Origin of the sequence: Streptomyces sp. NBC_00154 (assembly GCF_026342835.1) — a bacterium.
Taxonomy (GTDB): domain Bacteria; phylum Actinomycetota; class Actinomycetes; order Streptomycetales; family Streptomycetaceae; genus Streptomyces.
Genome location: NZ_JAPEMI010000003.1, coordinates 167715 through 193011 on the forward strand (window position 1 = coordinate 167715; position 25297 = coordinate 193011).

28 protein-coding genes and 1 pseudogene are annotated in these 25297 nt (G+C 69.3%); 23 read left to right on the forward strand and 6 right to left on the reverse strand.

The window, feature by feature from the left end; translation table 11 throughout:
• The first annotated feature begins 13 nt into the window (after window positions 1-13).
• From OHA03_RS45590 to OHA03_RS45660, 15 genes are all read left to right on the forward strand, one after another.
• Window positions 14-859 (forward strand): class I SAM-dependent methyltransferase, encoded by an 846-nt coding sequence (locus tag OHA03_RS45590; RefSeq protein ID WP_267009834.1) that lies wholly within the window; start codon window positions 14-16, stop codon window positions 857-859.
• On the forward strand, window positions 856-1089 hold the full coding sequence (locus OHA03_RS45595) for a hypothetical protein (RefSeq protein ID WP_267009835.1): 234 nt from the start codon (window positions 856-858) through the stop codon (window positions 1087-1089). The genes OHA03_RS45590 and OHA03_RS45595 overlap by 4 nt, the downstream gene beginning before the upstream one ends.
• Window positions 1090-1208: 119 nt before the next feature.
• The gene (locus OHA03_RS45600) at window positions 1209-1595 is read left to right on the forward strand and encodes a hypothetical protein (protein ID WP_267009836.1); all 387 of its coding nucleotides are present in this window, start codon (window positions 1209-1211) and stop codon (window positions 1593-1595) included.
• Window positions 1592-2248 (forward strand): histidine phosphatase family protein, encoded by a 657-nt coding sequence (locus OHA03_RS45605; RefSeq protein ID WP_267009837.1) that lies wholly within the window; start codon window positions 1592-1594, stop codon window positions 2246-2248. The genes OHA03_RS45600 and OHA03_RS45605 overlap by 4 nt, the downstream gene beginning before the upstream one ends.
• Before the next feature lie 5 nt (window positions 2249-2253).
• Complete coding sequence (locus tag OHA03_RS45610) at window positions 2254-3081, forward strand: aminoglycoside phosphotransferase family protein (protein WP_267009956.1); 828 nt, start codon at window positions 2254-2256, stop codon at window positions 3079-3081.
• A 32-nt stretch (window positions 3082-3113) separates the two neighbouring features.
• Window positions 3114-4115 (forward strand): NAD-dependent epimerase/dehydratase family protein, encoded by a 1002-nt coding sequence (locus tag OHA03_RS45615; RefSeq protein ID WP_267009838.1) that lies wholly within the window; start codon window positions 3114-3116, stop codon window positions 4113-4115.
• Between the two features lie 24 nt (window positions 4116-4139).
• A complete protein-coding gene (locus OHA03_RS45620) occupies window positions 4140-5261 on the forward strand; it encodes an adenosylhomocysteinase (protein WP_267009839.1) in 1122 nt (373 codons plus the stop codon).
• Window positions 5262-5265: 4 nt separating this feature from the next.
• Entirely contained in the window at window positions 5266-5907 is a 642-nt protein-coding gene (locus tag OHA03_RS45625) for an NUDIX hydrolase (protein WP_267009840.1), read from the forward strand.
• A complete protein-coding gene (locus OHA03_RS45630) occupies window positions 5856-6653 on the forward strand; it encodes a 3-deoxy-manno-octulosonate cytidylyltransferase (RefSeq protein ID WP_267009841.1) in 798 nt (265 codons plus the stop codon). The genes OHA03_RS45625 and OHA03_RS45630 overlap by 52 nt, the downstream gene beginning before the upstream one ends.
• A 266-nt stretch (window positions 6654-6919) precedes the next feature.
• Window positions 6920-8809: an ATP-binding cassette domain-containing protein gene (locus OHA03_RS45635; protein ID WP_267009842.1), complete on the forward strand. Its 1890-nt coding sequence runs from the start codon at window positions 6920-6922 to the stop codon at window positions 8807-8809.
• Window positions 8810-8842: 33 nt separating this feature from the next.
• Window positions 8843-9727 carry an NUDIX domain-containing protein gene (locus OHA03_RS45640; RefSeq protein ID WP_267009843.1) on the forward strand — a complete coding sequence of 295 codons (885 nt, stop codon included), beginning with the start codon at window positions 8843-8845 and terminating at the stop codon, window positions 9725-9727.
• 27 nt (window positions 9728-9754) lie between these two features.
• Window positions 9755-9976, forward strand: coding sequence for a hypothetical protein (locus OHA03_RS45645; RefSeq protein WP_267009844.1), 222 nt, complete (start codon window positions 9755-9757; stop codon window positions 9974-9976).
• A complete protein-coding gene (locus OHA03_RS45650; RefSeq protein WP_267009845.1) occupies window positions 9973-11253 on the forward strand; it encodes an MFS transporter in 1281 nt (426 codons plus the stop codon). Before OHA03_RS45645 ends, OHA03_RS45650 begins: the two co-directional genes overlap by 4 nt.
• On the forward strand, window positions 11250-11840 hold the full coding sequence (locus tag OHA03_RS45655) for a bifunctional 2-polyprenyl-6-hydroxyphenol methylase/3-demethylubiquinol 3-O-methyltransferase UbiG (RefSeq protein ID WP_267009846.1): 591 nt from the start codon (window positions 11250-11252) through the stop codon (window positions 11838-11840). Before OHA03_RS45650 ends, OHA03_RS45655 begins: the two co-directional genes overlap by 4 nt.
• A 165-nt stretch (window positions 11841-12005) precedes the next feature.
• Window positions 12006-13025: a bifunctional class I SAM-dependent methyltransferase/NUDIX hydrolase gene (locus OHA03_RS45660; protein WP_267009847.1), complete on the forward strand. Its 1020-nt coding sequence runs from the start codon at window positions 12006-12008 to the stop codon at window positions 13023-13025.
• A 153-nt stretch (window positions 13026-13178) separates the two neighbouring features.
• Here the strand turns inward: OHA03_RS45660 and OHA03_RS45665 are convergent, their stop codons facing one another.
• Window positions 13179-13502 (reverse strand): hypothetical protein, encoded by a 324-nt coding sequence (locus OHA03_RS45665; protein ID WP_267009848.1) that lies wholly within the window; start codon window positions 13500-13502, stop codon window positions 13179-13181.
• 23 nt (window positions 13503-13525) lie between these two features.
• Window positions 13526-13807 (reverse strand): hypothetical protein, encoded by a 282-nt coding sequence (locus OHA03_RS45670; protein WP_267009849.1) that lies wholly within the window; start codon window positions 13805-13807, stop codon window positions 13526-13528.
• A gap of 388 nt (window positions 13808-14195) precedes the next feature.
• Between OHA03_RS45670 and OHA03_RS45675 the strand changes: the two genes are divergently transcribed.
• Entirely contained in the window at window positions 14196-15683 is a 1488-nt protein-coding gene (locus OHA03_RS45675; RefSeq protein ID WP_267000869.1) for an IS4 family transposase, read from the forward strand.
• A gap of 19 nt (window positions 15684-15702) precedes the next feature.
• On the opposite strand, the gene OHA03_RS45680 is transcribed toward OHA03_RS45675, so the two are convergent.
• Complete coding sequence (locus OHA03_RS45680; RefSeq protein WP_267009957.1) at window positions 15703-16320, reverse strand: CRISPR-associated endonuclease Cas3''; 618 nt, start codon at window positions 16318-16320, stop codon at window positions 15703-15705.
• Window positions 16321-17320: 1000 nt separating this feature from the next.
• On the opposite strand from OHA03_RS45680, the gene OHA03_RS45685 reads away from it, so the two are divergent.
• The 4 genes from OHA03_RS45685 to OHA03_RS45700 all read left to right on the forward strand — a co-directional run bounded on the left by OHA03_RS45685 (window position 17321) and on the right by OHA03_RS45700 (window position 20166).
• Window positions 17321-17884: a dihydrofolate reductase family protein gene (locus tag OHA03_RS45685; RefSeq protein WP_267009850.1), complete on the forward strand. Its 564-nt coding sequence runs from the start codon at window positions 17321-17323 to the stop codon at window positions 17882-17884.
• A gap of 287 nt (window positions 17885-18171) precedes the next feature.
• The gene (locus OHA03_RS45690; protein WP_267009851.1) at window positions 18172-18729 is read left to right on the forward strand and encodes a hypothetical protein; all 558 of its coding nucleotides are present in this window, start codon (window positions 18172-18174) and stop codon (window positions 18727-18729) included.
• An 88-nt stretch (window positions 18730-18817) separates the two neighbouring features.
• Window positions 18818-19207 carry a hypothetical protein gene (locus tag OHA03_RS45695; RefSeq protein ID WP_267009852.1) on the forward strand — a complete coding sequence of 130 codons (390 nt, stop codon included), beginning with the start codon at window positions 18818-18820 and terminating at the stop codon, window positions 19205-19207.
• A 141-nt stretch (window positions 19208-19348) separates the two neighbouring features.
• Window positions 19349-20166, forward strand: a protein-coding gene (locus tag OHA03_RS45700; RefSeq protein WP_267009853.1) for an IS5 family transposase whose coding sequence is annotated in 2 segments (ribosomal slippage) — window positions 19349-19522 and window positions 19525-20166 — 816 coding nt in all. Because the reading frame shifts where the segments join, the coding sequence is not laid out codon by codon here.
• 9 nt (window positions 20167-20175) lie between these two features.
• On the opposite strand, the gene OHA03_RS45705 is transcribed toward OHA03_RS45700, so the two are convergent.
• Window positions 20176-21156: a winged helix-turn-helix domain-containing protein gene (locus OHA03_RS45705; protein WP_267009854.1), complete on the reverse strand. Its 981-nt coding sequence runs from the start codon at window positions 21154-21156 to the stop codon at window positions 20176-20178.
• Window positions 21157-21245: 89 nt separating this feature from the next.
• Here OHA03_RS45705 and OHA03_RS45710 point away from each other — a divergent pair, with 89 nt between their 5' ends.
• From OHA03_RS45710 to OHA03_RS45720, 3 genes and pseudogenes are all read left to right on the forward strand, one after another.
• On the forward strand, window positions 21246-22562 hold the full coding sequence (locus OHA03_RS45710; protein WP_267009855.1) for an MFS transporter: 1317 nt from the start codon (window positions 21246-21248) through the stop codon (window positions 22560-22562).
• Window positions 22563-22977: 415 nt separating this feature from the next.
• Window positions 22978-23217, forward strand: a pseudogene (locus OHA03_RS45715) (transposase); the annotation flags it as partial.
• A 9-nt stretch (window positions 23218-23226) separates the two neighbouring features.
• Window positions 23227-23571, forward strand: coding sequence for a DUF4158 domain-containing protein (locus OHA03_RS45720; protein WP_267009958.1), 345 nt, complete (start codon window positions 23227-23229; stop codon window positions 23569-23571).
• Here the strand turns inward: OHA03_RS45720 and OHA03_RS45725 are convergent.
• A complete protein-coding gene (locus OHA03_RS45725; RefSeq protein WP_267009856.1) occupies window positions 23452-24783 on the reverse strand; it encodes an RNA polymerase sigma factor in 1332 nt (443 codons plus the stop codon). The genes OHA03_RS45720 and OHA03_RS45725 overlap by 120 nt on opposite strands.
• The gene (locus OHA03_RS45730) at window positions 24756-25175 is read right to left on the reverse strand and encodes a YciI family protein (protein WP_267009857.1); all 420 of its coding nucleotides are present in this window, start codon (window positions 25173-25175) and stop codon (window positions 24756-24758) included. Before OHA03_RS45730 ends, OHA03_RS45725 begins: the two co-directional genes overlap by 28 nt.
• Between the last annotated feature and the right edge of the window lie 122 nt (window positions 25176-25297).

Sequence of the window (25297 nt, forward strand, 5' to 3'; positions counted from 1 at the left end):
GGGAGGGCGCGGCATGAGCGGCACCAATCCCTTCCTGGATCCCGCACGGCAGGCGGAGCTGTACGGGCACGCCTCTCGGCTGGCCGGCCGGTCCAACGCCCTGATGCGGGCGAAGACCTCTGGGCGCCCCGTACCGGACACGATCGTCGGGCTGGTGCGCAACCACCACAAGCGACCGGACCGTCTCGGCCTGGCCCTGGACCTCGGCTGCGGTCGCGGCACGAGCAGCCTGACCCTCGCCCAGGAACTCGGGCCCCAGCGCGTCGTCGGCCTCGACGCCGCGCCGGCCCTCATCGAGCAGGCCCGCCAGCGCGCCCGGCGACTGCCCGGTCTCCCGGTGACCTTCCACCAGGGCGACTTCCACCGCCTTCCCGTGTCCGCCGGGTCGTGCGATGTCGTCGTCGCCGCGTTCTGCCTGTATCACTCGCCGCGCCCGCGGTCCGTGGTCGCGGAGATCAGCCGGGCGCTCGCTCCCGGCGGTCTGGCCGTGCTCGTCGCGAAGGGGCTCGACAGCTACCGGGAGATGGACCAGTTGGTCGCTGCCGCCGGCCTCGACCCGCGAGCGGAGCAGCACGAGAGCCTGTATGTCTCGGCGCACAGCGGCAACCTCGCCGGCCTGGCCGCCGTGTCGCTCGACGTACTCGCCGTGGAGCACGAGGATCACAGTTTCACCTTCGACGGCCACGACCACGCCGCCGAGTACCTGGCCACCAACCCGAAGTACGACCTCGCCCCCGGCCTGTACGGCAATGCGGGCGCGCTAGCGGCGACCCTGCACGAGTTCCTGCCGGACCGGTCCCTCACCACCAAGTCCCTCGTCACCTTCGTTGTGGCCCAGTCACGGGGAGGGCGGCAATGAGGCTCCGCCATTTCACCAAGCGCTACGAGGCACCTGGCCTGGTGGCCTCGGCAGCCCGCCATCACGCCTGGCTCGCCGAGCACGCACGGCCGCTGCGGCTGCCGACGCTGACCGTGATCGGGCCGACGAGCCTGACCTACGAGTGGATCGACGGACGCCCGGCCCAGACCGAGGACCTGCTGACCGTGGCCGCGCCGCCTGGGCCACCGACCTCCGACCGGCCTCTCTGAACACGCCACACCGTTTCCGGGACGGCATCACGCTCGGCGACTACACCGGTCCCCGGCAGACCGCCCTCCGAAGAAGACTGCAGCAGGGCTACCTGCCCGACCGGGTCGCCCTCCACGCGATGCTGACGCTGCTGGAGAAGACCGCCGAGGGGCCGACCGCCTTCTACAAGGACAGCAACCCCCGGAACTTCATCATCACCGAGGCCGGCGACGTCTACACGGTCGACACCGACGACCTCACGCTGGCGCCGATGGGGTACGACCCGGCGAAGCTGATCGCGACGCTGGTCCTGACGTACGGGCCTCTGCCGGCGCCAGCCATCGACTCCGCCCTGCGCGCCTACAACGAGGCCGCCGAACGCCACGACCCCCAGCTCGGCACCACAGATCGCGAGCGACTCGACGACTTCCTCGCCCTGCACGCCGTCCTGACCGCCCCGTACGCCGGGCGCAACGGCTACCGCCACAGCTGGCCGTCCCGACCCAGTCCCCGAGGTTCCGCATGATCACCACAGAACTCGTCTTCGTCCGCCACGGCGAGGCCCAGTGCAACCTCGACGGCCTGGTCGGCGGCCCGCGCACCTGCACCGGGCTAAGCAACCGCGGATACGCGCAGGTCGAACGGGTCACGCTCCGCCTCGCCGCCGAGCACCGCGACAAGCCGTTCGACACGCTGTACGCCGGACCGCGCATCCGCCTGCGCCAGACCGGAGAGATCGTCAGCCAGGCCCTCCGGATCCCCCTGTGCACGGACTACCGTCTCGACGGTCCGGTCCACGGCGCCGCCGACGGCCAGCCCTGGAGCGAGGTGAAGACCGCCGCCGAAGGCGGGCCGCACGCCCACCCGGACAGGCCCTGGGCGGCTGGATCCGACACCTGGAACGGCTATCTGGAACGGGCCAGCCGCTTCCTGCGGGAGCTCATCGACCAGCACCAGGGTGAGCGCGTCCTTTTCGCCGCGCACGGCGAGACCGTGATCGTGGCGCACACCCTGCTCCTGGGGATCCCGCTCGGCTCTGCGGCCGGATTCACGGTCTCTCACGGGTCCATCACCCGCTGGCAGCACCACCTCAATCGGCTCGGACAGAGACGGTGGATGCTCGACCGGCACAACGACACCGAGCACCTGGCCGCCTTAGCGCAGGAGGCTGCCTCGTGATCACGATGTTCGATGATCCGCGCCTGAACCTGGCCCGAGGCGCGCTCGGAGCGGTTCAGATCGTGCAAGATCCGACGCTCCCGCCCCGTGTCCTGCGCCTGGTCAACGCCGAGGGCAACGAGTTCTTCGCCAAGCAGCACAGCGAGCGCGACCGGTACACCCGCGAGCTGCACGCCTATCTTGCCTGGGGTTCCCACCTGATCGGCCATGTCCCGCGCGTAGTGGGTCGGCAGGACAGGACGTGCACCCTGCTGCTCACGGCAGTTCCCGGAGTACGGGTGGACACGGTCGAACCGGGGTCGCCCAAGGAGGAGCAGGCCCACTACGAGGCCGGGCGCGTGCTGGGCAAGCTCCACCAGGCCACCTCGGTGCCGCGTACCGGTGCCGTCGGCACGGAACTCGCCCAGCTGCTGCGCGACTGGATCGCCCGCGCGGACCGGGCCGCCCTCATCTCCACGGTCGAACGCGACCGCCTGGGCCACAACGCGGACGTCCTGGCGAGCACGCTCATGGACAGCGCGGTATGCCACCTCGACTACCAGCCGCGGAACTGGCTCCTTGGGGACGCCTTCGGGCTCTGCGACTTCGAGCACATGCGCCGCGACGCCCGCATCCGCGACTTCGCCCGGCTCGAGTTCCGCCGCTGGCAGGCCGTCCCGAACCTCCGGACGGCGTTCTTCGCCGGATACGGACAGCCTCTGAACGACACCGAGCAGCGGCTGCTTGAGTCCTTCGGCGCGATCGAGGCCGTCACAGCCCTGGTCCGCGGGCACGACCAGGACGACGTCGCCCTCAGTACCCACGGCCGGACTGTTCTGGCCCGCCTCGCCTAAGCCACCCCTCCCCCGGATTCCTGGAGATCTCCGTGTCACAGCTCCCATCCCACCTGACCACCGCAGTCCCCCGCCGGGCTGTGGTGACCGGCGCCGCCGGCTTCATCGGCTCCCACCTCGTGCACGCCCTCGTCCAGGCCGGTGCCGTCGTCGTCGGCGTTGACCTGCGTGACCCGGCCACCGACCCCACGGCCGCGGCGAACCTCGCCGTCCTGCGGGGGCTCCCGGGGTACATGCACGTCACCGCCGACCTCCTCAGCTGCGCGATCGAGCCGCTTCTCGTCGACGCGAACGCCGTCTTCCACCTGGCTGGCATCCCTGGGGTGCGCCCCTCCTGGGGACCGAAGTTCAGCGAGTACGTCACTTCCAACGTCCTCGCGACCCACCGCGTCATGGACGCCGTCACCCGTATGGGCGTTCCCCGGCTCGTGGTGGCCTCGTCCTCCAGCGTCTACGGCCCCACCGACGGCGGTGCGAGCGTGGAGACCGACCGGCCTCAGCCGGCATCCCCGTACGCGGTCACGAAGCTCGCCGAGGAGCAGCTCTGCCTCGCGCACTCCGCCCAGGCCCACTGCCCCACCAGCGTCGTCGCCCTGCGGTACTTCACCGTCTACGGCTCCCGGCAGCGCCCCGACATGTTCACGCACCGGGCGCTCACCGCCGCCCTGACCGGCCAACCGCTGCGGCTGTACGGGGACGGTCACCAGCGCCGGGACTTCACGTACGTCGACGACGCGGTGGCCGCCACCGTCGCCGCGGCCGCCATCCCGACGGCCAGCGGGGTGATCAACGTGGGGGGCGGTTCGAGCGCCTCCCTGCTCGAAGTGATCAACATCGCGAACAGTCTCGCGGGGCGCGAGATCCAGGTTCACCAGGAGAACCCGCGCAGCGGCGACGTCCTCACCACTCGCGCCAATCCCGGCCGCGCCCACGAGGTTCTCGGCTGGCAGCCTCAGGTCGACCTCCACAACGGCATGCGGGCCCAGATGCAGGCGCTGGCCGCAGAGTCCGCCGCGTACGGCCGCGCGGCATAACCAGCAGGACCAGGAGGAGTTGCAGTGGAGAGTCCCGAGAGAGCGCGGCTAGACGCCTTCTTCCGGCAGATCACGACACGCTTCCCCGCCGGCGCCAACGTCACCACTCTGATCATCACGCACCTGCTCTCCGAGCGGCCGTCGTTCCTCCGCGCGATGGCCGCGACGTCCACGGTCGGTGCCGTCCTGCCTAAGCCCAGGTCCGTAGACGAGCCGACGTTGGAGGCGGTCCGCCGTGCCTTCACCGTCCATGACCTCAGCCGAGAGCTGTTCGCGGACTCGACCGGGGCGTTGGAGTACCTGGAAGACACGGCCGGCGGCCAGAACGTCGCCCTGGTAGACATCGGCGGCTACTTCGCGCCGTGCCTCGACACCCTGGCAGAGAAGTTCTCCGGCCGCGTCCTCGGCGTCGTCGAGGACACCGAGAACGGACACCAGAGGTACGCGGCACTCGACCATCTGCCCTGTCCCGTCGTCTATGTGGCCCGCTCTCCGCTGAAGGACTGCGAGGACCACCTCGTGGGCCGGTCCATCGTCTTCTCGACCGACGCCCTCGTACGCGCTCGCGGCGACATCCTGACCAGCCGAAACGCCTGCGTCATCGGGTTCGGCAAGGTCGGCCGGGCCATCGCTCAGACGTTGCGTGCCCAGGACCTGCGCGTCACCGTGCACGACACCGATCCGGTGAGGAGAGTGCAGGCGCACTCCCAGGGCTTCCGTACGAGCACGTCGACGGCCGAGGCGCTCCGCGACGCGGAACTCGTCCTTTGCGCTACCGGCAACCTCGCCCTCCGCCAAGATGACTTCGCCGCCCTGCGCAACGGGGCGTACGTCGCCTCGGTGACGTCCTCGGAGGACGAACTCGAACTCAGCAGCCTCCGCGGGCTCTACCAGCGCACCCCGGTGGGCGAGCATCTGACGCGCTACGAGATCACCGGCCACTACTTCTACGTCCTCGCCGACGGCGGCGCCGTCAACTTCGTGCACGGCGCCGCCGTCGGCACGTACATCCATCTCGTCCAGGCCGAGATACTCGCCGCCACCGCGGCCCTCAGCGAGGGCTGCTTCCAGCCCGGCCTGCACGAAATGTCCGCACCCCATCGCCAGGCCATCGCCAGGATCTGGTTCGACTACTTCGACAGGTGATCCCATGCCGCCGTCCCCCGACCACATCCGCGCCACCGTCGAGGCGTACCTCACCCGCTACCCGTCCGAGCGTGATGCCCTGGCTGTGCTCATCGACGCTCTCGCCGGCGAGGACGACCCGACCAGCCGCAGGACTTTTCCCACGCACGTGACCTGCAGCGCCATCGTGATCGACGGCAGCAGCCGGGTGCTCCACATCCAACACAACGCGACGGGCAAGTCCCTCGCGCCCGGCGGCCACAACGAGCCGGACGACCAGACCCTTGACGATGCCGCCCTGCGCGAACTGTTCGAGGAGACCGGCATACCCCGCGACGCCGTCGTCCCCCTCCCGGGATTCGAGACCGTGCCCCTGGACATCGACGTACACGACATCGCCGACAACCCCGCGAAAGGCGAGCCGGCGCACCAGCACGTGGACTTCCGCTGGGCCTTCCTCCTCCGGGCCCAACACGCGGTGACGCTCCAGACCGAAGAGGTCAGCGGCTTCGAGTGGCGGTCGTTCGAGGACTCTGCCTCGCCGACCGTCCGCGCCAAGCTGGCCCTCCTCCCCCACCCCACTCATTCCTTGACGCTCGCCGACGGGAGTCCGCCATGGCCGCCACCACAGCAGCACCACCGAGCACCGCATCCCGCCACCACATAGCCGTCATCCCCTGCCGCTGGGGAGCCTCGCGGTTTCCGGGGAAGCCCCTGGCGCAGCTCGGGGGCAAGCCGCTGCTGTGGCACGTCCACCAGCGTTGCCTGGAGGCGAAGCACCTCGACGGCGTGGTCGTCGCCACCGATGACGAGCGCATCGAGGAGGCGTGCCGCGACCTGGGCATCGAGTGCGTGCGCACCGGAGAGCACCTCACGGGCACCGATCGAGTCGCGGAGTGCTCGGAGCGCCTGCCCGCCGACGGGTACATCAACGTCCAGGGCGACGAGCCGTTCATCTCGCCCGCCGCGATCGACGCCGTTTCCGAGGCTCTGGAGCAACTGGCGCACGGAACGCTCGCAGTGAACGCGTACACGGAGCTGGACGACGTCGGTACCGTCCTGGACCACAACGTCGTCAAGGTCGTCGTCGATATCGAGCGCAACGCCCTGATGTTCTCCAGGCAGCCGATCCCCTACCCGCGCGGGGACCGGCCGAGTTACCTGCGCCAGCTCGGCCTCTACGGCTTCACCGGAACGGCGCTCAGCCTGTTCCGGCACCTCCCGCAGGGTCCGCTGGAGCGTACCGAAGGCGTGGAGATGATGCGCTTCGTTGAACACGGCCACGGCGTACGGATGCTCGGCGTCGTGGACGAAGGGATAGCGGTCGATACACCAGAGGACCTGGCGAGAGCCAGCATGCTCCTTCGTTCTAAGCCCTCTCCGATGAGGATCCAGGCCCCCGCAGCTCCGTGAAACCGATCGCGGGAACGGCGTCGCCGCGACGGGCCCGGGGCCCGAAAACCCAAGCGTCACAGGCGTATCGAACCTCGGCGTGTCGGCCACTGGTGGATGGAAGGGCGTCCGGGCCGAACAAGGATCCATGGGCCCTACATGCGACGCCGAGCCCGCCATCTCGGGGTTCCGGCATCGTCTCAAACACGTGTGTTCGATATCGGGGTCCACGTCGTTGGCCTCGGTGTCGTCACGCAAGGCACGCAGATCAGCAAGGGAGGACGCAGTTGAGCACAGCGGGCACACGCGAGTTCAAGCAGCACGGCACGGTTCCGCCTCCGCCGCCGGCAGAGATCCAGTACACGGGGGAATACTCCGTCAACCCCCTCGGTGAAGCCTCCTTCCGCAAGCTCTGCGCGCAGGTACCGAAGGTGCTGCACCGCATCATCGTGATGTCGTGGCGTATCGACCGACGGGCGGTGCTGTTCCTGTTGGCCTCTCCCGTAGTCACCGGTGCTGCGGCGGCGGTGCTGCTGGCGGCGACCGCACGCGCGATGCGCCCGCTCTTCGGTACGGGGACCGTCGCGGACCGGTTGCACGAGGCCCTGCCGGCTCTGGTCGTCCTCGGCGTCGCTGCCGCGGTGACCCGCGTGGCGGCCACCGTGGTCACGTACGCTGAGCGCCGCATCACGCCCCGGCTCACCACCGAGACGGACACCGCCCTGGTGGCGGCGGTGTGCCGGGTCGAGGCGTCGGCCTACGCGGTCGACGGCTTCTCCGACCGGCAGGAGGCCGCGGAGATGGGCGTGATTCGCACCCATGTGATGGTCGCCGATGCCCAGCGGTTCCTCTCGGCGCTTGTCAGGATGGTCACGGCCGCGGGAGCGCTCAGCGTGCTCAACCCGCTGATGCTGCCACTGCTCTTGCTCGCCGTGCTCCCGGCCGGCGTCGGCGCGGTGCTCACCGCGCGCGTCGACTACGAGATCCACTACGCGAACATCGCGGACCGCAACGTCCGTGGCATGATGCGCTGGTGGTCCACGTCGCCCAAGTACGGCGACGAAGTGCGCGCGAACTCGATGACGGACTACCTGCTGTTCTGGTACCGCTCCCTGTCCGACCGGTGCGACCGACGGACCCTGGCCGCGGCTCCGCGCACGCTACGGATCCAGCTGCTCTCCTCCCTGGTCGCCGGCATCTTCCTCGTCGCGACCTGGGGAGGACTCGCCTGGCTCGCCGCCACCGGCCGTATCGCGCTCGCGCTCGCCGCGACGGCCGTCGTCGCCGTACAGACCACCCTCGCCGCCCTCTCCCAGGTGATCATCAACGGCGCCGCCCTGTTCCACACCAGCCTCTACCTGTCCGACATGCAGGCATTCCTGGACGACGCCGAAGCCCGGGCCCCCAAGCGCGGGAACCTCGGGGCCACGCCCGCGGAGGAGATCTGCCTCGAGGAGGCCGTCTACCAGTACCCGGGGAAGGACGCGCCGGCCGTCGACGGCGTCTCCCTCACCCTGCGCCGCGGTGAGATTCTGGCGATCGTCGGCGTCAACGGCTCCGGCAAGTCGACCCTCAGCCGCCTCATCACCGGGATCTACCTCGCTGACAAGGGCCGCGTCACCTGGAACGGCAGCGACCTCGCCGAGACCGACCCGGCCACCGTCTGGCAGCAGACCGGCCTGGTCCCCCAGATCTTCGCCCAATGGCCCCTGCGCGTCCGCGAGAACGTGACCCTCGGACAGCCCCGCACCCACGACGACAGCCCCGTGTGGGACGCCGTCGACGCCGTCGGCATGCGCGAGGCCGTCGAGGACCTCCCCGCCGGCCTCGACAGCCTCCTCGCCCGCGAGATCTTCGGCGGCGCGGAACTGTCCGGCGGACAGTGGCAGCGCCTCGCCTGCTCACGAGCCCTGTACCGCCGCCCGTCCCTGCTGATCCTGGACGAGCCCACCTCCCAGATGGACCCTCGCGGCGAGCATCAGATCTTCGAACAGATCAAGTCCATCGCCGCCGACCGCATCACCATCGTGGTCACCCACCGCCTGGAGAACACCAAGATCGCCGACCACATCATCGTGATGGAGCACGGCCGGATCACCGAACAGGGCCGCTACGACGACCTCGTCCACGCCGGCGGAACCTTCGCCGAGCTCTTGGAACTCTCCCAGGACCGCTGACCACCCCTCCCGCCCCCGACCGAGGAGCTGCTCGTGATCACCACCGAGGAACCCCGCGGGACTGCCGCACTGCTGGTCGACTCCCGCGGCTGGTACCTGCTGCACCTGCGCGACGCGAACAAACCCATTTGCGACCCCGGCACGTGGAGCATCCCGGGAGGCGACCGCGAAGGAACGGAGACCTGCCGCGAGGCGGTCGAGCGGGAGCTGCGGGAGGAGACCGGCCTGACCGTGCCGCTGGAGGAGTTCACCGTCGTGGACAGTGTGGGCCCGGACGGAACCAAGGGCCGCATCCGGGTCTACCTCGGCGCCTGGGACGGCGAGGCCGACGAACTGCCGTGCCCCGAGGGAATCATGTTCCGGCACTTCGACGCCGCGACCATCCCGAATCTGACGATGTGCCCCTGGACGCAGGAGGTCATCGACCTCCACCAGGCCCAGAACCCCGTCCCGCCCCCTGCACAGGTGCGCCCGGGCAGCCGAGCACGCCTGAACATCGTTGGCGTGCACCTCTACCTGGAACAGGACGGCAAGGTGCTGCTCGGCCTGCGCCACCCCGACGCCGCGTTTGCGGCCTCCACCCACCACTTCCTCGCCGGACACTGCGAGCAGGAGTCCGCCGTCGGATGTCTGGTCCGTGAGGCGGAGGAAGAGGCCGGGCTGGTCGTCGACCCCACGCATGTCGAGCTGGCTCACGTCGTACACATGGTGGACGAGCCGGACGGCCAGCCCCGGATCGGAATGGTCTTCCGCGCGCACCGCTGGGAGGGCGAGCCGGTGGTGCGTGAGCCGGACCGGTGCGTCAGCTGGGATTGGTGGCCGGTCGACACGCTTCCGTCTCCGATCGTGCCCTACACCCGGGCCGCGATCGACGGCATTCGGGCCGGCCGCCTCTACAGCGAACTCGGCTGGGCCTGAAACGCCGTGCCGACCATTCGCGCTCACATGCCCAGCGGCATCCCCGCCCTCTTTCTCCTCGGCCGGGACCGGGCGGGTGAGCCACGCGACCGCGAGCCGGGCACATACTGCGAGGCGATCTGGGCCGACACCTCCTGCCCGCCCGACAAGTGCCACGCCGTCACCCACAAGGCCCTGCGCCACGTCGTCGGCCGCCGGAACGCCGGCGTCACCTCCCCGGAAGCTCCGGACGGAGGTGAAGCCGCGTGACGGTCTCCACCCGGGGACCACGGACCACCGCGTGGGCGATCCCGGCCTTCAGGTACCTGCTCGGAAGTGAGGCCGCGAGCCTGTCCGGGTCGGCGGTGAGCACCATCGCCCTGCCCGCGCTGGCCGTCCTCGAACTCCACGCCAGCACCGGGGAGGTGGCCGTGCTGGCCTTCCTCGGTCAGCTCCCGAGCACGCTCGCGCTGTGGGCCGGTGCTCTGTCGGACCGGCACGCGAAGCGCCCCCAGCTGATCGTCTCGGACCTGGCGGCGGCCGCTGCTCTCGCCACGGTCCCGGCCACCGCCCTGGCCGGCGTGCTCACCATCGGCCAGCTGTATGTGGTGACGCTCGTGCTCGGCGCGGCGAAGGTGCAGCACGACGCAACGGCCATCTCTCTCCTGCCGGGCATCGTCGAGCCCCACCAGTTGCAGGGCGCGAACTCCCGGCTCGGCGCGGCGTCCTCGGTGGCTGACAGCGTCGGCAGCAACGCGGGCGCGGTGCTGGTCGGCGCCGTTGGCCCGGCGCGGTCGGTCCTCGCCGATGTCGTTTCGTTCCTGGTCTCCGCCGTACTCGCCTGGCGTATCCGTACGCCCGAACCGCTCGCCCACTCGTCCGCGGAGCACCGCAGCCTCGGCCGGGATATCGCCGAGGGCGTGCGGTACGTGATCGGGCAGCCCACGATCCGCACGGTGATCGCCGCGCTGTCCACGCTTTCCTTCGGCCTGGCGATCATGAACACGTACTGGGCGTACTACCTGCTGACGAGGCTCGGGGCGTCCCCGACCGCGTTCGGGGTGATCATGGGTGTCGGTGGCGCGGGGAGCCTGGCCGGTGCGTTGCTCGCAGGAAGGATTTCGGCCCGGATCGGCGTCGGCCCTACGATCATCGCCGGGTTCGCGGTCAGTCCCGTCGCCCAGGTGCCGCTGCTCCTCGCCGGACCCGGCCGTGGCTGGCAGATCGCTCTGGCCACGACGCTCGCCGTTCAGCTGTTCTGGGCGACGGCGTCAGGGGTGAGCCAGAGATCACTCCGCCAGATCCTGTGCGACCCGCGCTTCCAGGGACGGATGCAGGCGGCCAGCACTACGGTGACCGCCGGAAGCCGTCCCCTGGCCGCCACGACCGCCGGCGCCCTGGCGCTCCTCCTCGACGTACGGGCCGTCCTCGCCGTAGGCGCGCTCCTCCAGGTCGTGCCCGTGGTCCTGCTGCTGGCCTCCCCCGTCCGAGCCCTGCGGGACATGCCCTCCCCGGCCGTGCCGCCCGCCCGTGAAGGAGCATCATGACCACCACCGCGTCCACCGCGAGCGCCTCCTACTGGGAGCCGCTGTGGGCCCAGGGCCGCAGGTACCGGCAGCTCGACGACGCCGAGAGGCGGCTGCTGGACGAGCACCTCGGTCCCGGCCGCGCCCGCCCCGCCCTCGACATCGGCAGCGGCGACGGCACCATGACCCGGCACCTCCATCACGAGCTCGGGTACCGCACGACCGGCGTCGACTGCTCCCCCAGCGCCATCGCGCTCGCAGCCGCTCAGGACACCGGGCCATGCCCCGGGCTGGTCTGGAAGTGCCTGGACATGACCACCGACGACCTCACCGCCCTACCGGAACCGGCGTACGCGGTCATCACCTGTCGCCTGGTCTACCGGTGGATGGACGACAAGGCGGCGTTCCTCAGCCGCGTCCGCCAACTCCTTGCCCCGGGCGGAGTGTTCTGGGTCGTCACCGAGATCACCGGCCGCCGGAACACCACCGATCCGGCCCTCCTCGCACTCGGGATCACCCGTGCGGAAGCCGAGACCCTCACGGCCGGATGGTCCGTCGTACGCACCGCCGACCTCGACGTCCTGCGCTGCTACGCCCTCCGCCCCTGACCACCCCTTCTGCTCTGGAGCAACCGATGAAGGACTTCGAGACACAAAACGTGGGCACCTGGACCATGTACGGCGCCCACCAGCTCGCCAGAGACATCGAATTGCCGGAGCTGGACGGGTGGGTCTGGGACGTACCGGAGGCCGGCCCCGGCATCGAGGTCTTCGGTGAAGGGGCTGCGCGTGCTCGACCTCGGCAGCAGGCTCGGCCGGCACGCCGCCCGCGTGGCCGCACTGGGCGCGTCGGTCACCGCCGTGGATTCCTCTCCCACCCAGCACCAGCGCGCCGCCGCCCGCTACCCCGACACACCCAGCCTCCGCCTGGTCTGCGCCGACGCCGTTGCCCACTTGAGCGACACCGACCCGTACGACCTGATCTACTCGGTCAGCGGCGTGCCCTTCACGGACCCGCGCCGGCTCCTGCCCGCGCTGGCCGACGGGCTCCGGCCCGGTGGGCGCTTCGTGTTCAGCGCGCTGCACACCAACTCCCACGGCGCCGCCCCCTCGGCCTCCGTGGTCGCACGGCCTGAGGTTCTGCGGCTGCCCGGCACCACCGAGGAGCACTCCGTGCACATGTGGGTCCTCACGCCGCAGCTGTGGGAGGACCTCCTCGTCGAGCACGGCCTCATCCTCGACTCGGTCACGGCGATCGACGCCCCGCAGTCGGACAACGCCCTCTCGTACCGGCTGTACATGGCCCGCCGGCCGGAGCGGGTCCCGAGCCGTCCCCGTACGACCGCGCCTCCCCCGCCGAACACGGCGCTCGGGGTCGGCGTGATCGTGCACGGCCCCGACGGTGTCCTGCTGGGCCGCCACCGACGCGGCACCTACGAGCTGGCAGGCGGTTCCGTGGAGCCCGGCGAGACGTTCGCCGAGGCCGCGGTGCGCGAACTCGCCGAGGAAGCCGGCCTCCAGGCGGATCCCGGCGACGTGCAGGTGCTCGGCACGCTCCTCGACCGCGTGGGCGACGTGGTCCGGCTTACGGTCCCCGTCCTGGTCACCACCTGGAGCGGCGTCCCGCACGAGCGGGAAAAGGCCATCGGCGCCTGGCGGTTCTGGCCCCTGGACGCGCTTCCGCAACCGCTGTTCGTCCCCAGCAGCCAGTGCCTGACAGCGTGGAACCCCGCTCTGCCGCTCGATCACCCCGCCGCCTCGTTCCAGCCCTACAACAGCGCCGGGCGTGCATAGCACCGGTGTTGATTGATCCGCACCGAGCAATCATCGCCACCTGGCCCTGAACGAACCGCCGACTCGGGTATGACCCCACCGCGAGGGAGCGGCCGAGTGGCTGTGGCCCGGACGAGGTGCTAACTCAGTTGTTCTACTCAGCGCGGGGCCGCATCACCCGCTGCACAGCTTCGTCGGCGGAAGGAGCACATCGAGGATGCGCTGGTAGTCAGCACGCGCCAGCGGCTCCGATGCCCAGGTCGAGTCGGCTCGCTTGCTGATGAGGTCGAGGCACTGGCCAGGTGTTGTTGTCTCCACCGCCCACGCCTCCCCCTCGGGCGCGACCCACCAGACCTCCTTGTGTTCTGGGTCGAGGGCGAGTCGGAAGGGGGCAAGGTGGGCGCCGAGCCCGTCCAGGTAGTGGAGGCTGGCAGCTGCGAGGTCGGCGATCAGAGCGTGGGCATCGTCCACCGCTGGGACGTGGGCAATGAAGGTCACGGTATGTCTGTGCTTTCTCGTGGTCAGGCGACGAGCTGGGGGTTCCGGCCGCCCTGGGTGGCCGCCAGGCTGATCAGCTGGGCGGCACCGAGGACCTGGTCGATGTAGTCGGTGATGTCGTTGGGGATATCGCTCAGAGGTTTGAGGAGCAGGACGACGCCGAGTGTCGTGTTGCCCCAGAGAGCCGGTGCCGCCACGGAGTCCCAGCCCGGTAGGCACTCCTGGCGTCCGATGGCGTAGCCCCGGGTCCGGATTGCCTCGAAGGTTTCCCAAGGGTTCTGGCCTGATGCGGTGACGTTGGGCAATCCCAGGACGGTGAGTGGCGGGAGGGGGTGATTGGGGGCGGTGAGCGTAACCTGCCAGCGATGCTTGGCCGGGTCGAGGCCGGATGGCACTTCTGCAGCCAAGGAAAGCGCTGTCTGAAGTGATCCGTCGTGCTCCACGGTCACAGGAAGAGAACGTGGCTGGTCCCAGCAATGCCGGTGAGTTAGCGCGTCGGTGCAGGTCAGGCACTTGATAGTGCGGGGTTTGGTTGGGAATATCCCCTGGTGACGTTGCGTGATCCGTCACTTCTGGTGACGTGTCGGCGGAGGCCGGGACACGGCAACGGAGTTCCCGGTAGGACAGAAGATCGACCAAGATCCGACTGTCCGCGAGGGAACTCCGTTGGGTACTCAGTGTGCCATCGTCCGCATGTCGTCTGCCATCACCGAGGGCAGCCAGGCCCCGTTGAACAGGCTGGTGACCCCCACGGACCGGCGCTTTGGCGAGCACGTCCGTCTCGGCGTGTTGACCGAGGAGATCAGCCCTGAACTGGTTGACGAGGTCGTGGAGTTGACCGGCTGCGGCGAGCGTCGCCGCCGGCTGTTGCCCGCCCGGGCGGTGGTCTACTTCATCCTGGCGTTGTGCCTGTTCAGCAGCTCCGACAGTGCCGGGCCGCCGGGATACCGGTCGGTCCTGCGCACGTTGACGGAGAAGCTGCGGCATCTGCCAGGCCTGTGTGTGCAGCGCTTGCCCACCAGCTCGGCCCTGACACGGGCCCGGCAGCGGCTGGGCGACAAGCCGCTGCAGGCGCTGTTCGAGCGGCGGTGCGGCACGCTGGCCACGACCGTCACTCCGGGCGCGTTCGCCTTCGGGCTGCGGCTGGTCGCCTGGGACGGCACCGCGCTGGATGTCCCCGACACCCCGGCAAACGCTGCTGAGTTCGGTTTCACCGGCAAGGGTGGTGTCAACCAGAGCGGACACCCACAGGTCCGCCTGATGGCCCTGACCGAATGCGGCACCCACGCCCTGGTCGACGCGGCCTTCGACGCCGTGGCCAGGTTCAGCGAGCACAAGCTCGCCCGCCGGCTGCTGGCCTCCCTGCGAGGGGACATGCTGCTGCTGGCCGACCGCAACTTCGCCGGATACCAGCTGTGGGGCCTGGCCCGCGCCACCGGCGCCCACCTGGCCTGGCGGATCAAGAAGAACCTGGTCTTCGTGCCGCTGCGGGTGCTGTCCGACGGGTCCTACCTGTCCATCATGCGCACGCCCGCGGAGAACATCCGCCACGGTCAGGCCCGCGCGGCCGGACGCACCCTGACCGAGCCGCCCCGGGGACACCTGGTACGGATCATCGAGTACACCGTGACCATCCACCCACAGGCCGGCCCACCCCGCACCGAGACGTTCCGGCTGGTCACCAGCCTGCTGGACCACCGCCTCGCCCCGGCCCACCAGCTGGCGAGGGCATATCACCAGCGGTGGGAGATCGAAAACGGATTCGCGGAACTCAAGAACCGCCTGCGCGGCGCCGGATTCATCCTGCGCTCCAAGGCGCCCGAGCTGATCTACCAGGAGATCTACGCCCTTCTCACCGTCTACCAGGCACTATGCGCACTGCAGACGCGCGCGGCAGAACACGGCGGGACCGATCCTGACCGGATCTCCTTCACCGTCACGGTGCAGCTCGCCCGGCTGGCCGTCGCCGCCCAGGCCGCAGCCGACGTCACCACACTGGCCGCCGCCCGCCGCGAAGCCACCACAGAGCTCTTGGCCGCCCTCCTGCCGCCCCGGCGCAACCGGCAGTGCCAGCGCATCAAGAAGCCGTCCAAGAACACCTTCGAGGTCAGAAAACGGGACCAGACCCGCACTCCCAGTAACGTCCGCTACACACTCAAAGTCACCAAGCACCCCACCTGACCTGCACCGACGCGCTAACTCACCGGCATTGCTGGTCCCAGGCATCTTTCAAGACCACAGTGAGGGGGTGGGCCAGGTCGATGTCGGCAGGGTCGACGACATCGAATGGTCGTTCCTTCTTCTGTCGGTCCGACCTGCCGGACGGGTCGCATGGCCCATCTGGCACCCATGGGTGTCCTCCCACGACGACCGTGACCTGTCCGGTCTGCTTCACCGTCCAGCCGTGCCGTTCCTTCAGCCACTCCCCCAGCAGCGCCTGCCCGGCCAGCCCGTGCGGCGCGACCCTGCGGTCCGGCCCGATGGCCCGCGCCGAGCGCATCTCCAGCCCCTGCTCACGCATAAGGTCCGCGAGCTGGTCGACCTGACAGGCGAAAGCGGGCGTCGCCTTCCCGATGTCGTGCACCCCCGCCAGCCACACGGCAAGCCGCCGTGCGTCCTGCTCACCGCCGGGCAGCGCCGAGGCGATCAACTTCCGTACGCTCGCGGGCAGCCACGTGTCCCACAGCAGACCGGCCACAGCGGCGCTGTCCTCCATGTGCCGCCACAACGGCAGCCACCCGTCGGAATCCCTGTCGTGCTTCGCCCATACCGTCAGCACCGGCCCGTCGAGCCTGCCCCGCAGGCCCGAGCGGGACATCCCCTCACCCGTCATGCCAGATGAATACAGGCAAACCCAGTCCCAGAATGCCTATATGACGAAAACTCAAGAAATCTTCTTCTGACCCGAGAGTAACTCCCTGACAGCAGGCAGACAGGATCTACGATGATCACTTTGCACTGCCGCCCACCGGACATCTAAACGGAAGAAACAGGGGCGTTATGCCTGTTATGCCGGACTCGGTGAAAGTATGTGAAAACTGCGTGTCGTCGCGATAAAGGCGCAGGTCACGCAGTCTGCTCCCCGCACCCGCGGGGATGGTCCTTCGATGGCCGCGCGCAGTAGGTTCGTCAGCGGCTGCTCCCCGCACCCGCGGGGATGGTCCTACGGGCCGCGCCTCTTGGTCTCTTCCAGCTCGCTGCTCCCCGCACCCGCGGGGATGGTCCCTCGGCCGCCGTACGTACATCACGGAGTGCACCTTGCTCCCCGCACCCGCGGGGATGGTCCCACCACGGGCGCAGGCTGATGACCACTGTGCGCAGGTCCTCCGCGCGGCTGCTCCCCGCACCCGGGGGGGTGGTCCCGACGCGTTGAACCGGCTGGCCGCCACGTTGGACTGCTCCCCGCACCCGCAGGGATGGTCCCCCATTGCCGAGCGCGCGCCCGGCCTGCCTCGCGACCGCCCCCTACATCATCTACCAAGGTGACCGGAACCGGCTCACCTGGTGCGCGGGCGAGGATCCGCGGCTGAGCGTCGCCTACGGAGGCGAGGGCTGGTACGGCCTGGGTACGGAGCAGATCTGTAGGGTCTCGCCGCCGATGACATGTCGATCTTCTGTGACCTGCTGGTTCTCTGTTGTCTCACCGCGATGTCACCCAAGATCAGTCTCAGATCGATGCCATTTCCTCGGCGGAACGATGAGTCTGCGGCTGAGCCACCGAGCACGAGGACTACATGCGAGCTCAGATCGCGCACCGATGAGTTTCCCGCGCCGCGCCGGTCTGTACGCGTGAGACCGACTCACGGAAGGCTGGCGCCATGCGGAAACTGATCTACGGCATGAACCTGACCCTGGACGGCTACATCGCCGCGCCCGGCGACGACATCGGCTGGAGCGTGCCGAGCGACGACCTGTTCCAGTTTTGGTCCGACCAGTTGCAGGCGACCGACCTGTCGCTGTACGGGCGCAAGCTGTGGCAGACGATGAGCTCCTACTGGCCGACCGGCGACCAGCAGCCCAACGCCACCCCGGCGGAGATCGAGTTCGCGCGCCGCTGGCGGGACATGTCGAAGGTGGTGTTCTCCTCGACGATCGACAAGGTCGACTGGAACACCCGCCTGGTCACCGGCGACGCGGTCGCCGAGATCACCCGGCTCAAGGCCGAGGACGGCGGCCCGATGGACATCGGCGGCGCGACGCTCGCCGGGGCGGCCATGCGGGCCGGGCTGATTGACGAGTACGTGCTGGCCACCGCGCCGGTCCTGGTGGGCAGCGGCTCGCCGTTCTTCACCGCGCTGGACAACTGGGTGAACCTAAGCCTAGTGGAGACGCGGACGTTTCCCGGCGGCGTGATCCTGACCAGGTACGAGACGAGGCGCTGAGCGCCCGTCCGGGAGTCACGGGCCATATGCTCCGCGGGTGACACCGGAGGAGACGGGCGATGTTCCCTGTTCCTCAACTCGCCGAAGGTCAGCTCAGCGAGGTCAAGGCTCTCCTCCTCTGATGGACAATTCCGTCGTGTCCCCACGCCTGTTGTCATATCGCCGAAACGACCCACGTCGTAGCCCACTGTCATTCGTGGGTACCAGCCCTATGAAACCTCTGCGGCGGACGACGTGATATCCCGTCACCTCTTGGTAGGCGGAACCGAGAGGAGAGCACGCCCACGATGACGGACGAGAAGGGGGGCGCGGTGCCAGCCGAGCAGGCCGCACCGACGACGGGCGGCAAGGGCTTGACAGACGAGGTGCACTACCCGCCGGTGGACAATGGCCTGGACTACCTGGTCAGCGTGGTCGATCACCTACGCGGCGAGGAGGTGGGCCGCCGGGAGCTGAAATACGCCGTGGTGCACCTGCAGGCCGCCGTCGAGTGCCTGCTGAAGTACCGGTTGGAGCTTGAGCACTGGAGCCTAGTGTTCAAGAGCCCCGGCGACGCAATGCGCAGCGACCTGGACGACGGCAGCCTGACCACCTGCACCGTAGATCAGACGATCACTCGCCTCGTCAACCTTGCGGGCGTCACCATCAGCTTGAAGGAGGACAAGGACCCCAAGCAACTGGCCAGCCTCCGCCACCAGCTTCAGCACTACGGCCGCCTGCACGACGCCAAGGTCAACCGGTACGTGATCGAAGCGAAGGCCGCAGACGTGTTGGAGTTCCTGATCCACTTCGTGGACTCCGAGCTGTTGCCCCGCCTCGACCCCGCCGGACGGGGAGACGGCTGAGTCTCTGGCACGTATCCGCGAAGGGCTCGACGAGATCCGCGGCTACGTCGCGGCGCGGATGCGGCGGCTGCGCCCCGACCTCGACCCCGTGAAGTCCCGTACCGTCCAGTGCTGGAACTGCGACCAGTGCGCCTTGGTCGTCGGGGACGAGGAGGGTGCCTACTGCTTGTACTGCCACTACCGACGCGGGCCCGACGACATCGCGCTGGCATACGCATACGAGGTCCTTGACCGCACCGAGTGGTCGGCGGTCCGCAGCGAACTGGATCCGGTTTGGTGTCCAGCCTGCGACGTCGAGGCCTTGGTACGTGAGGTGCTCACTGCGGCCGCCCCGAGGAACCCGGTCGACCTGTGCTTCCGCTGCGGCGAGACCTTCTCCGGGATGGAGGAGTGCGTCCGCTGCGGAAAGCCGTTCGCGCCGACGGACGGCGAATCCGTCTGCGACGGCTGCCTGCGTGAAGCGATCGCCGCTGAATAGCTAACGCCCTTCGCAGGAACCGCACGCGCCCCTTAAGGACTCCTAACACAATGAGCTACCGGGAATGACTGTCTGTCAGCTTGTGTTTTCCTCGTATCGGTATCGGGCGGGGTGCGGGGGTGTGCGACGGCTTCTGGGGCGGTGAAGCGCAAGCCGTGGGAAGTCGAGGACGGGCTGTGGGAGCGGATTGAACCGCTGCTCCCGGTAGTGGAGCGGCGCTACCGCTACCCCGGTCGCAAACGGCTTGACCAGCGCAGAGCCATGTGCGGGATCCTGTTCGTGCGGTACACGGGGATCCGGTGGGAGTTCCTGCCGCACCGCAGGAGCTGGGCTTCGGCTCCGGGATGACCTGCTGGCGTCGGCTGCGCGACTGGAAGGAGGCTGGCGTGTGGCAGCAGTTGCACGAACTCCTGCTCGCCGAACTCCGAGCTGGCGACGCCTTGGACCTGTCCCGAGCCTCCGTCGACGGCTCCCATCTGCGGGCCCTGAAGGGCGGAGACGCCACTGGGCCCTCGCCAGTGGACCGGGGCAAGACGGGCAGCAAGCACCACGTCATTGTCGACGCCCACGGCATACCCCTGGCCGCCACCGTGACCGGTGGCAACCGCAACGACGTCACCCAACTCCTGCCCCTGATCCACGCCGTACCGCCCATCCGCGGCAAGCGCGGACGTCCCCGTCAGCGCCCCGACGTCCTCTACGCCGACCGCGGTTACGACCACAACATCTACCGTCGCCAGGTCCGTGAGCTGGGCATCCGCCCGCTCATCGCCCGGCGCGGCACCGAGCACGGAAGCGGCCTGGGCAAGAACCGCTGGGTCGTCGAAGCGGCCTTCGCACTTCTGCGCTGGTTTCGCCGGCTGCGTATCCGCTGGGAAATCCGCGCCGACATCCACCAGGCCTTCCTCACCCTCGGCTGCGCAATCATCTGCTGGCGGCGCCTCAAAAAGCAGTGCTGATCTGAGCCCTCAGCCCGAACCGCCGATCAGTGCCTCGCCGAGCGGGGTGCGGCGGTAGAGCACCGACCGTCCGGACCGGGCGCGGACGAGCAGCCCCGCGCCTCGCAGGATGGCGAGGTGGTCTCCTACCGCGCCGGGTGCCATGGCGAGGCTTCGGGCGAGGTGGCTGGTACTGGCCGGGGCGTCCAGCGCCAACAGCAGCCGGGCTCGGGCCCGGCCGACCAGAGCGGTCAGCGCGTCCGGTTGGGGGACGGTCTCCTGTTCGCCCCACAGGGCGGCGGTGCCGCGGGCAGGATAGACCAAGGTCCTGGGCCAGGGGTCTTCCAGGTGGGCGGCGATATTCCCGACGAAGACCGAAGGGATCAGCAGTAGCCCGTCGCCGGCGAGGCGGACTGTTCCGACTCGGGGGAAGAAGCCGAGCTCGATACCGCCGGCGCGCCAGGCGATGCTCGGGTGCAGGCTCTCGATGGTCGTGGCCCATCCGTGTTCGCCGATCACACCCACCCGGTGCACGACATCGCGCTCACAGATCGCGCGCAGTTGCGGCCAGTCCGTGGCGAGCAGCTCGTGCCACGCCTGGTCCATCGCCTCGGCGATCCTGGAGACGGCGTCCGTCGAGTCCAGCACTGCGCGTACGCGGGGATCACGGGCGGACGGGCCGGTCGCGGTGGCGGCGAATTCGTGGCGGGCCGCTTCCAGCGGTGTGGCCCGGATCATGGCCAGGTCGTCTACCCAGGTCTGGTTGAGGCCGCGCGGGGGCGGGGCGACGAAGTTCGGTCCGCCTTGCGGGGTGTGCAGGGCGAGGGCGGCGTTCAGTTCGGTCTCGCGGCGAAGCCGTTCAAAGGCCGGCATGAGCCGGGTGGCCCAAGCTCGCGGCAGCGGCCGGTTTTGGCCGGCGAGCGAGCGTAGCAGCAAGCAGAGGTCCATCGCGGGCGACAGTGCGAAGCGGCTGCGCAGCAGGTCCTCGACGGAGACTTCGAAGCGGAGCACCCTGCCATGCTACCGCGGGACGTCTGTTTCGATTCGTCCAGCGACGAATCATTGGTGAGTGGCGTGGGCGCACGGCGAGGCTGAGCGTCATGACCCCAACCGCCGAACCCGCGCAGGGCAACCACCGTGCCACCTACCGGGAGGTGCTGGCCGAGCCGCGATTCCGGCTGCTCTTTTCGACCCGCACCGTCGCGATCACTGCGGGCTCACTGCGGATCACCACGTTCTCGGTGCTGGTCTTCGCGGCCACCGGCTCCGCGCTGTTGAGCGCACTGGCCTTCGGCATCGGCTTTCTCCCGCAGTTGTTCGGCTCGCTGCTGCTGGGCTCACTGGCCGACCAACTGCCGCCCCGTGCGCTCATCGCCGGCGGCTACGCCTTGGAGTGCGCCGCCGCCCTGCTGCTCGCTCTGGTGCGGATGCCGATCGCGGCAAGCCTCGGTGTCGTGGGGCTGGTCGCCCTCGCCACACCGGTGTTCAGCGGCGCGTCGAGTCGGCTGGTCGCGCAGTGGCTGGAGGGCGACGCCTATGTACTGGGCCGTTCACTGAACAACATCGCCTCCTCCGGCGCGCAATTGTTCGGTCTGGCGCTGGGAGGTGCGGTCGTCGCGGTACTCGGCCCGCACCGGGCGCTCGCGGTAAGCGCCGCCCTCTACCTCTGCTGCGCGTTCGCTATCCGCATCCGGCTACCCCGGCTGCAGCTGGGAGAGTTCGGCGGCACACCCGGCAGCGCTCGGGGCGATGGCGGGGCCGTCCGGGCAAGCCTGCACGCTGCCGGCCTGCTGTTGCGCGGACGCACGGTGCGACGACTGATGCTGGCCCAGTGGCTACCGTCCGCGTTCGTAGCGGGCGCGGAAGGCCTGATCGTCGCCTATGCGGGAGGACGCCACTTCGCGCCCGGCTGGTACGCGGTGCTGATGGGCTGTCTGCCGATCGGCATGCTTGTCGGCGACCTGCTGGTGGGCCGACTGCTACGGCCACCCACCCGGGAGCGACTGGTGATCCCGCTGATTGCGCTGATGGGACTGCCGCTGGTCGGCTTCGCCGCCGAGCCCGGAGTGGGCGTCTCGTCCTGTCTGCTGCTGCTCTGCGGCTTCGGATTCGCCTACGGTCTCGGCCTGCAAAGGCCGTTCCTGGACGCCCTGCCGCAGGATGGCCAGGGCCAGGCCTTCGGTCTGCTCGGCTCCGGCAACATGACGCTGCAGGGCGTCGGGCCGTCCTGCTTCGGCTCGGTGGCCGCAGGCATCGGAACAGGCGGCGCAATCGCCCTGGCAGGCGGCGCGGCGGCGCTTACCGCCGGCTGGATTCTCACCTGGCACCCGCCCACCTCCGCGGTCCCCGTCCCGAACTGCTCAACGGGATCAGAGAACGGCACCGAACAGCATGCGTGTAGTTCTCCTGCGCAGTAACCGTCGCAGGTCGGGTCGGCCACGAGCCGTCACGCACCCCACCCCCACGTCTCTCTGGCAGACAACCATTCCCGATAGCTCATTGTGTTAGGAGTCCTAAGCGGCCAGCTTCGTCCGTGAGCTTTAGGTCTGGCCCGCCTGAGCATCGAAGTTGGCCCGGTAGGCCGATCTTCGCGCATACTCCAGTTAGTCGGTACGCCGAAGCTTCCACCTCACGGTCCAGCTCCCGGTTCATCCTCCCCGCGCGCACTGCGGAGGGCGGATCGAGAGACGGAAGAGACGAAAGTGGTAGCTCATCCCGATGGCGTGGACAGATCACAGGTGGCAAGAACAACGGGGTGGAGGGGCCTCCCCCTGAGTGGTGGACACGCTGATACTGGATCTGTTTGATCCGGAGGAAGCGAGAAGACCGCCGATGGCGATGAAGGACTACTCGGACGAGTTCAAGGCCGATGCCGTGGCCCTGTACGAGTCCACACCCGGGGCGACCTACAAGAGCATCGCCGCTGACCTCGGCGTCAACCGGGCGACCCTGCGCGAGTGGGTGCTGCGGGACCGCGAACGCCGTGGCGTCACCGCCGCGGCTGCGAGGCCGGCCGCCCGACCAGGGGCGGCGGTAGCGTCCGCTGATCCGGACGAGCGGGTCCGGCAGCTGGAGACTCGGGTGGCGGACTTCGTCGCCGAGCAGACGGAGATCGGGGACCCCTCGTGTCTGAAGCTGTACCGGGAGCGGTTGCCGACCCAGCGCGAGCATGCCCGGGAGATACGGGCGCTGCTGAAGGTCCGTCACTTCGATGACCTCGAGCTGGCGTTGCGCGAGTACATCGCTGGCCGGGTGCGCCAGCCGCTGGCACCCCTGTGCACCTGCCCGGACGGAGGCGGCCCCATATCACGCCAGCGCAGCCGCCTTGCGCAGCAGCACCGACCGCTCACGGACGTTGCGGCACAGTCGGGCGGCGAGCTCCAGCTCGACCTGTGCCTCAGCGGTCCGGCCGAGCCGGACAAGTAGCTCGCCGCGCACGCTCGGGAGCAGGTACGACCCCGACAGGCGGCCGGAAGCGACCAGTTCATCCACAATAGACAGCGCCCGCTGTGGTCCATTCGCCATCGCGACAGCGACAGCCCGGTTGAGCTCGACCACGGGTGACGGAGCCACACGACCGAGCGCCTCATAAAGGAGCACGACACGCTCCCAGTCGGTCTCCGGAACCGAGGATGCCGACGCGTGGCAGGCGGCTATTGCTGCCTGCAGTCCGTACGGGCCAAGGCCGCGCCCGACAGCCGAGGCTCTGCCGATCGCGGCCAGACCGCGACGGATCGCCGACCGGTCCCACAGGCGCCGGTCCTGATCCTCCAGGAGCACCGCCTCGCCATCGGGCCCGGTGCGTGCGGGAAAGCGCGCGGCCGTGAGCTCGAACAGGGCAAGCAGCCCGTGCACCTCCGGCTCATCGGGCAGCAAGGCGGCCAGCATCCGGGCCAGCCGGATCGCCTCGTACGCGAGATCGGGACGAAGCAGGTGGTCACCGGTCGTCGCCGTCGAGCCTTCCGTGAAGATCACGTAGAGCACGCTCAGGAGACCGCCGAGCCGCTCGCGCCGTTCCTCGGCCGGCGGCAGCTCGAACGGCACTCCCGCCGCGGCGATCGTCTTCTTCGCCCGCGTGATCCGTGCCTGAACCGTCGACACGGGCACGAGGAATGCCCGGGCGATTTCCTCGCTCGCCAGGCCGCCGACCACGCGCAGCGTCAGGGCCACGCGGGCCTCCGGCGAGAGCACCGGGTGGCAGGCCACAAGCATCAGCGCGAGAACGTCGTCGTCGACCCGGTCGGGATCCCACGGCAGGTCGTCCGACCGGCCCCTCGGGGCTGCCGCGCCCGAGTTCGCCTCGCCCTCGGCTAGCTGGCCGGCGAGCATGGCGTACCGCTCGTCGAGTGCCGACCGTCGGCGGAAGCTGTCGATGGCGCGCCGCCGCGCGGTCACGAGCAGCCAGTTCACCGGGTTCGCCGGCTCACCGTCGCGCGCCCAGGTGACGAGCGCCTCCGCCACCGCCTCCTGCGCGACGTCCTCGGCGAGGTCGAAGTCCCCGGTGAAGCGGGCGAGCGCACCGATGATCCGTGCGGACTCGATCCGCCAGACGGCCTCGACGGCCCGCCGCACCGATTCGGTGCTCAGCGGGCCGCCGGTGGCCGCAGGTGTCAGAGCTGGCCGGTCCGCTCGCGCCACGCCCGCTCCTTGATGATCCACTCGTTGTCCTGCGGGAACTCGTCGATGCCCGGCACGCGGCGGATCTCGCACTTCGAACCGGCAACCGCCGGGAGTCGCTTGGCCCACTCGACCGCCTCCTCCTTCGAAGCCACGTCGATCACGTAGAAGCCGCCGAACAGCTCCTTCGTCTCGCCGTACGGGCCGTCGGTGACCACTGGCGTCTCGCCGCTGAAGTCGAGCACCACGCCCTGGGCCGGGTCATCCAGGCCCTCGGCAGCGACGAGCACGCCGGCCCGGATCATCTCCTCATTGAAGCGACCCACCGTCTCGAGCATCTGCTCGAAGGGCGTCTCCATCATCTTCGCAACGGATTCGTCCGTGCCTCGCATGATCAGCATGTACTTCGCCATCTTCGAACTCCTTGATATCGGGTCGCCTCTGAACCCTCTCACTCCAAGGTCGAACGAGGCGGCAGCGGATCGACACGGCAGGAGAATACGGATCAATCTTTTTTTCATCCCCGACAAGGGGC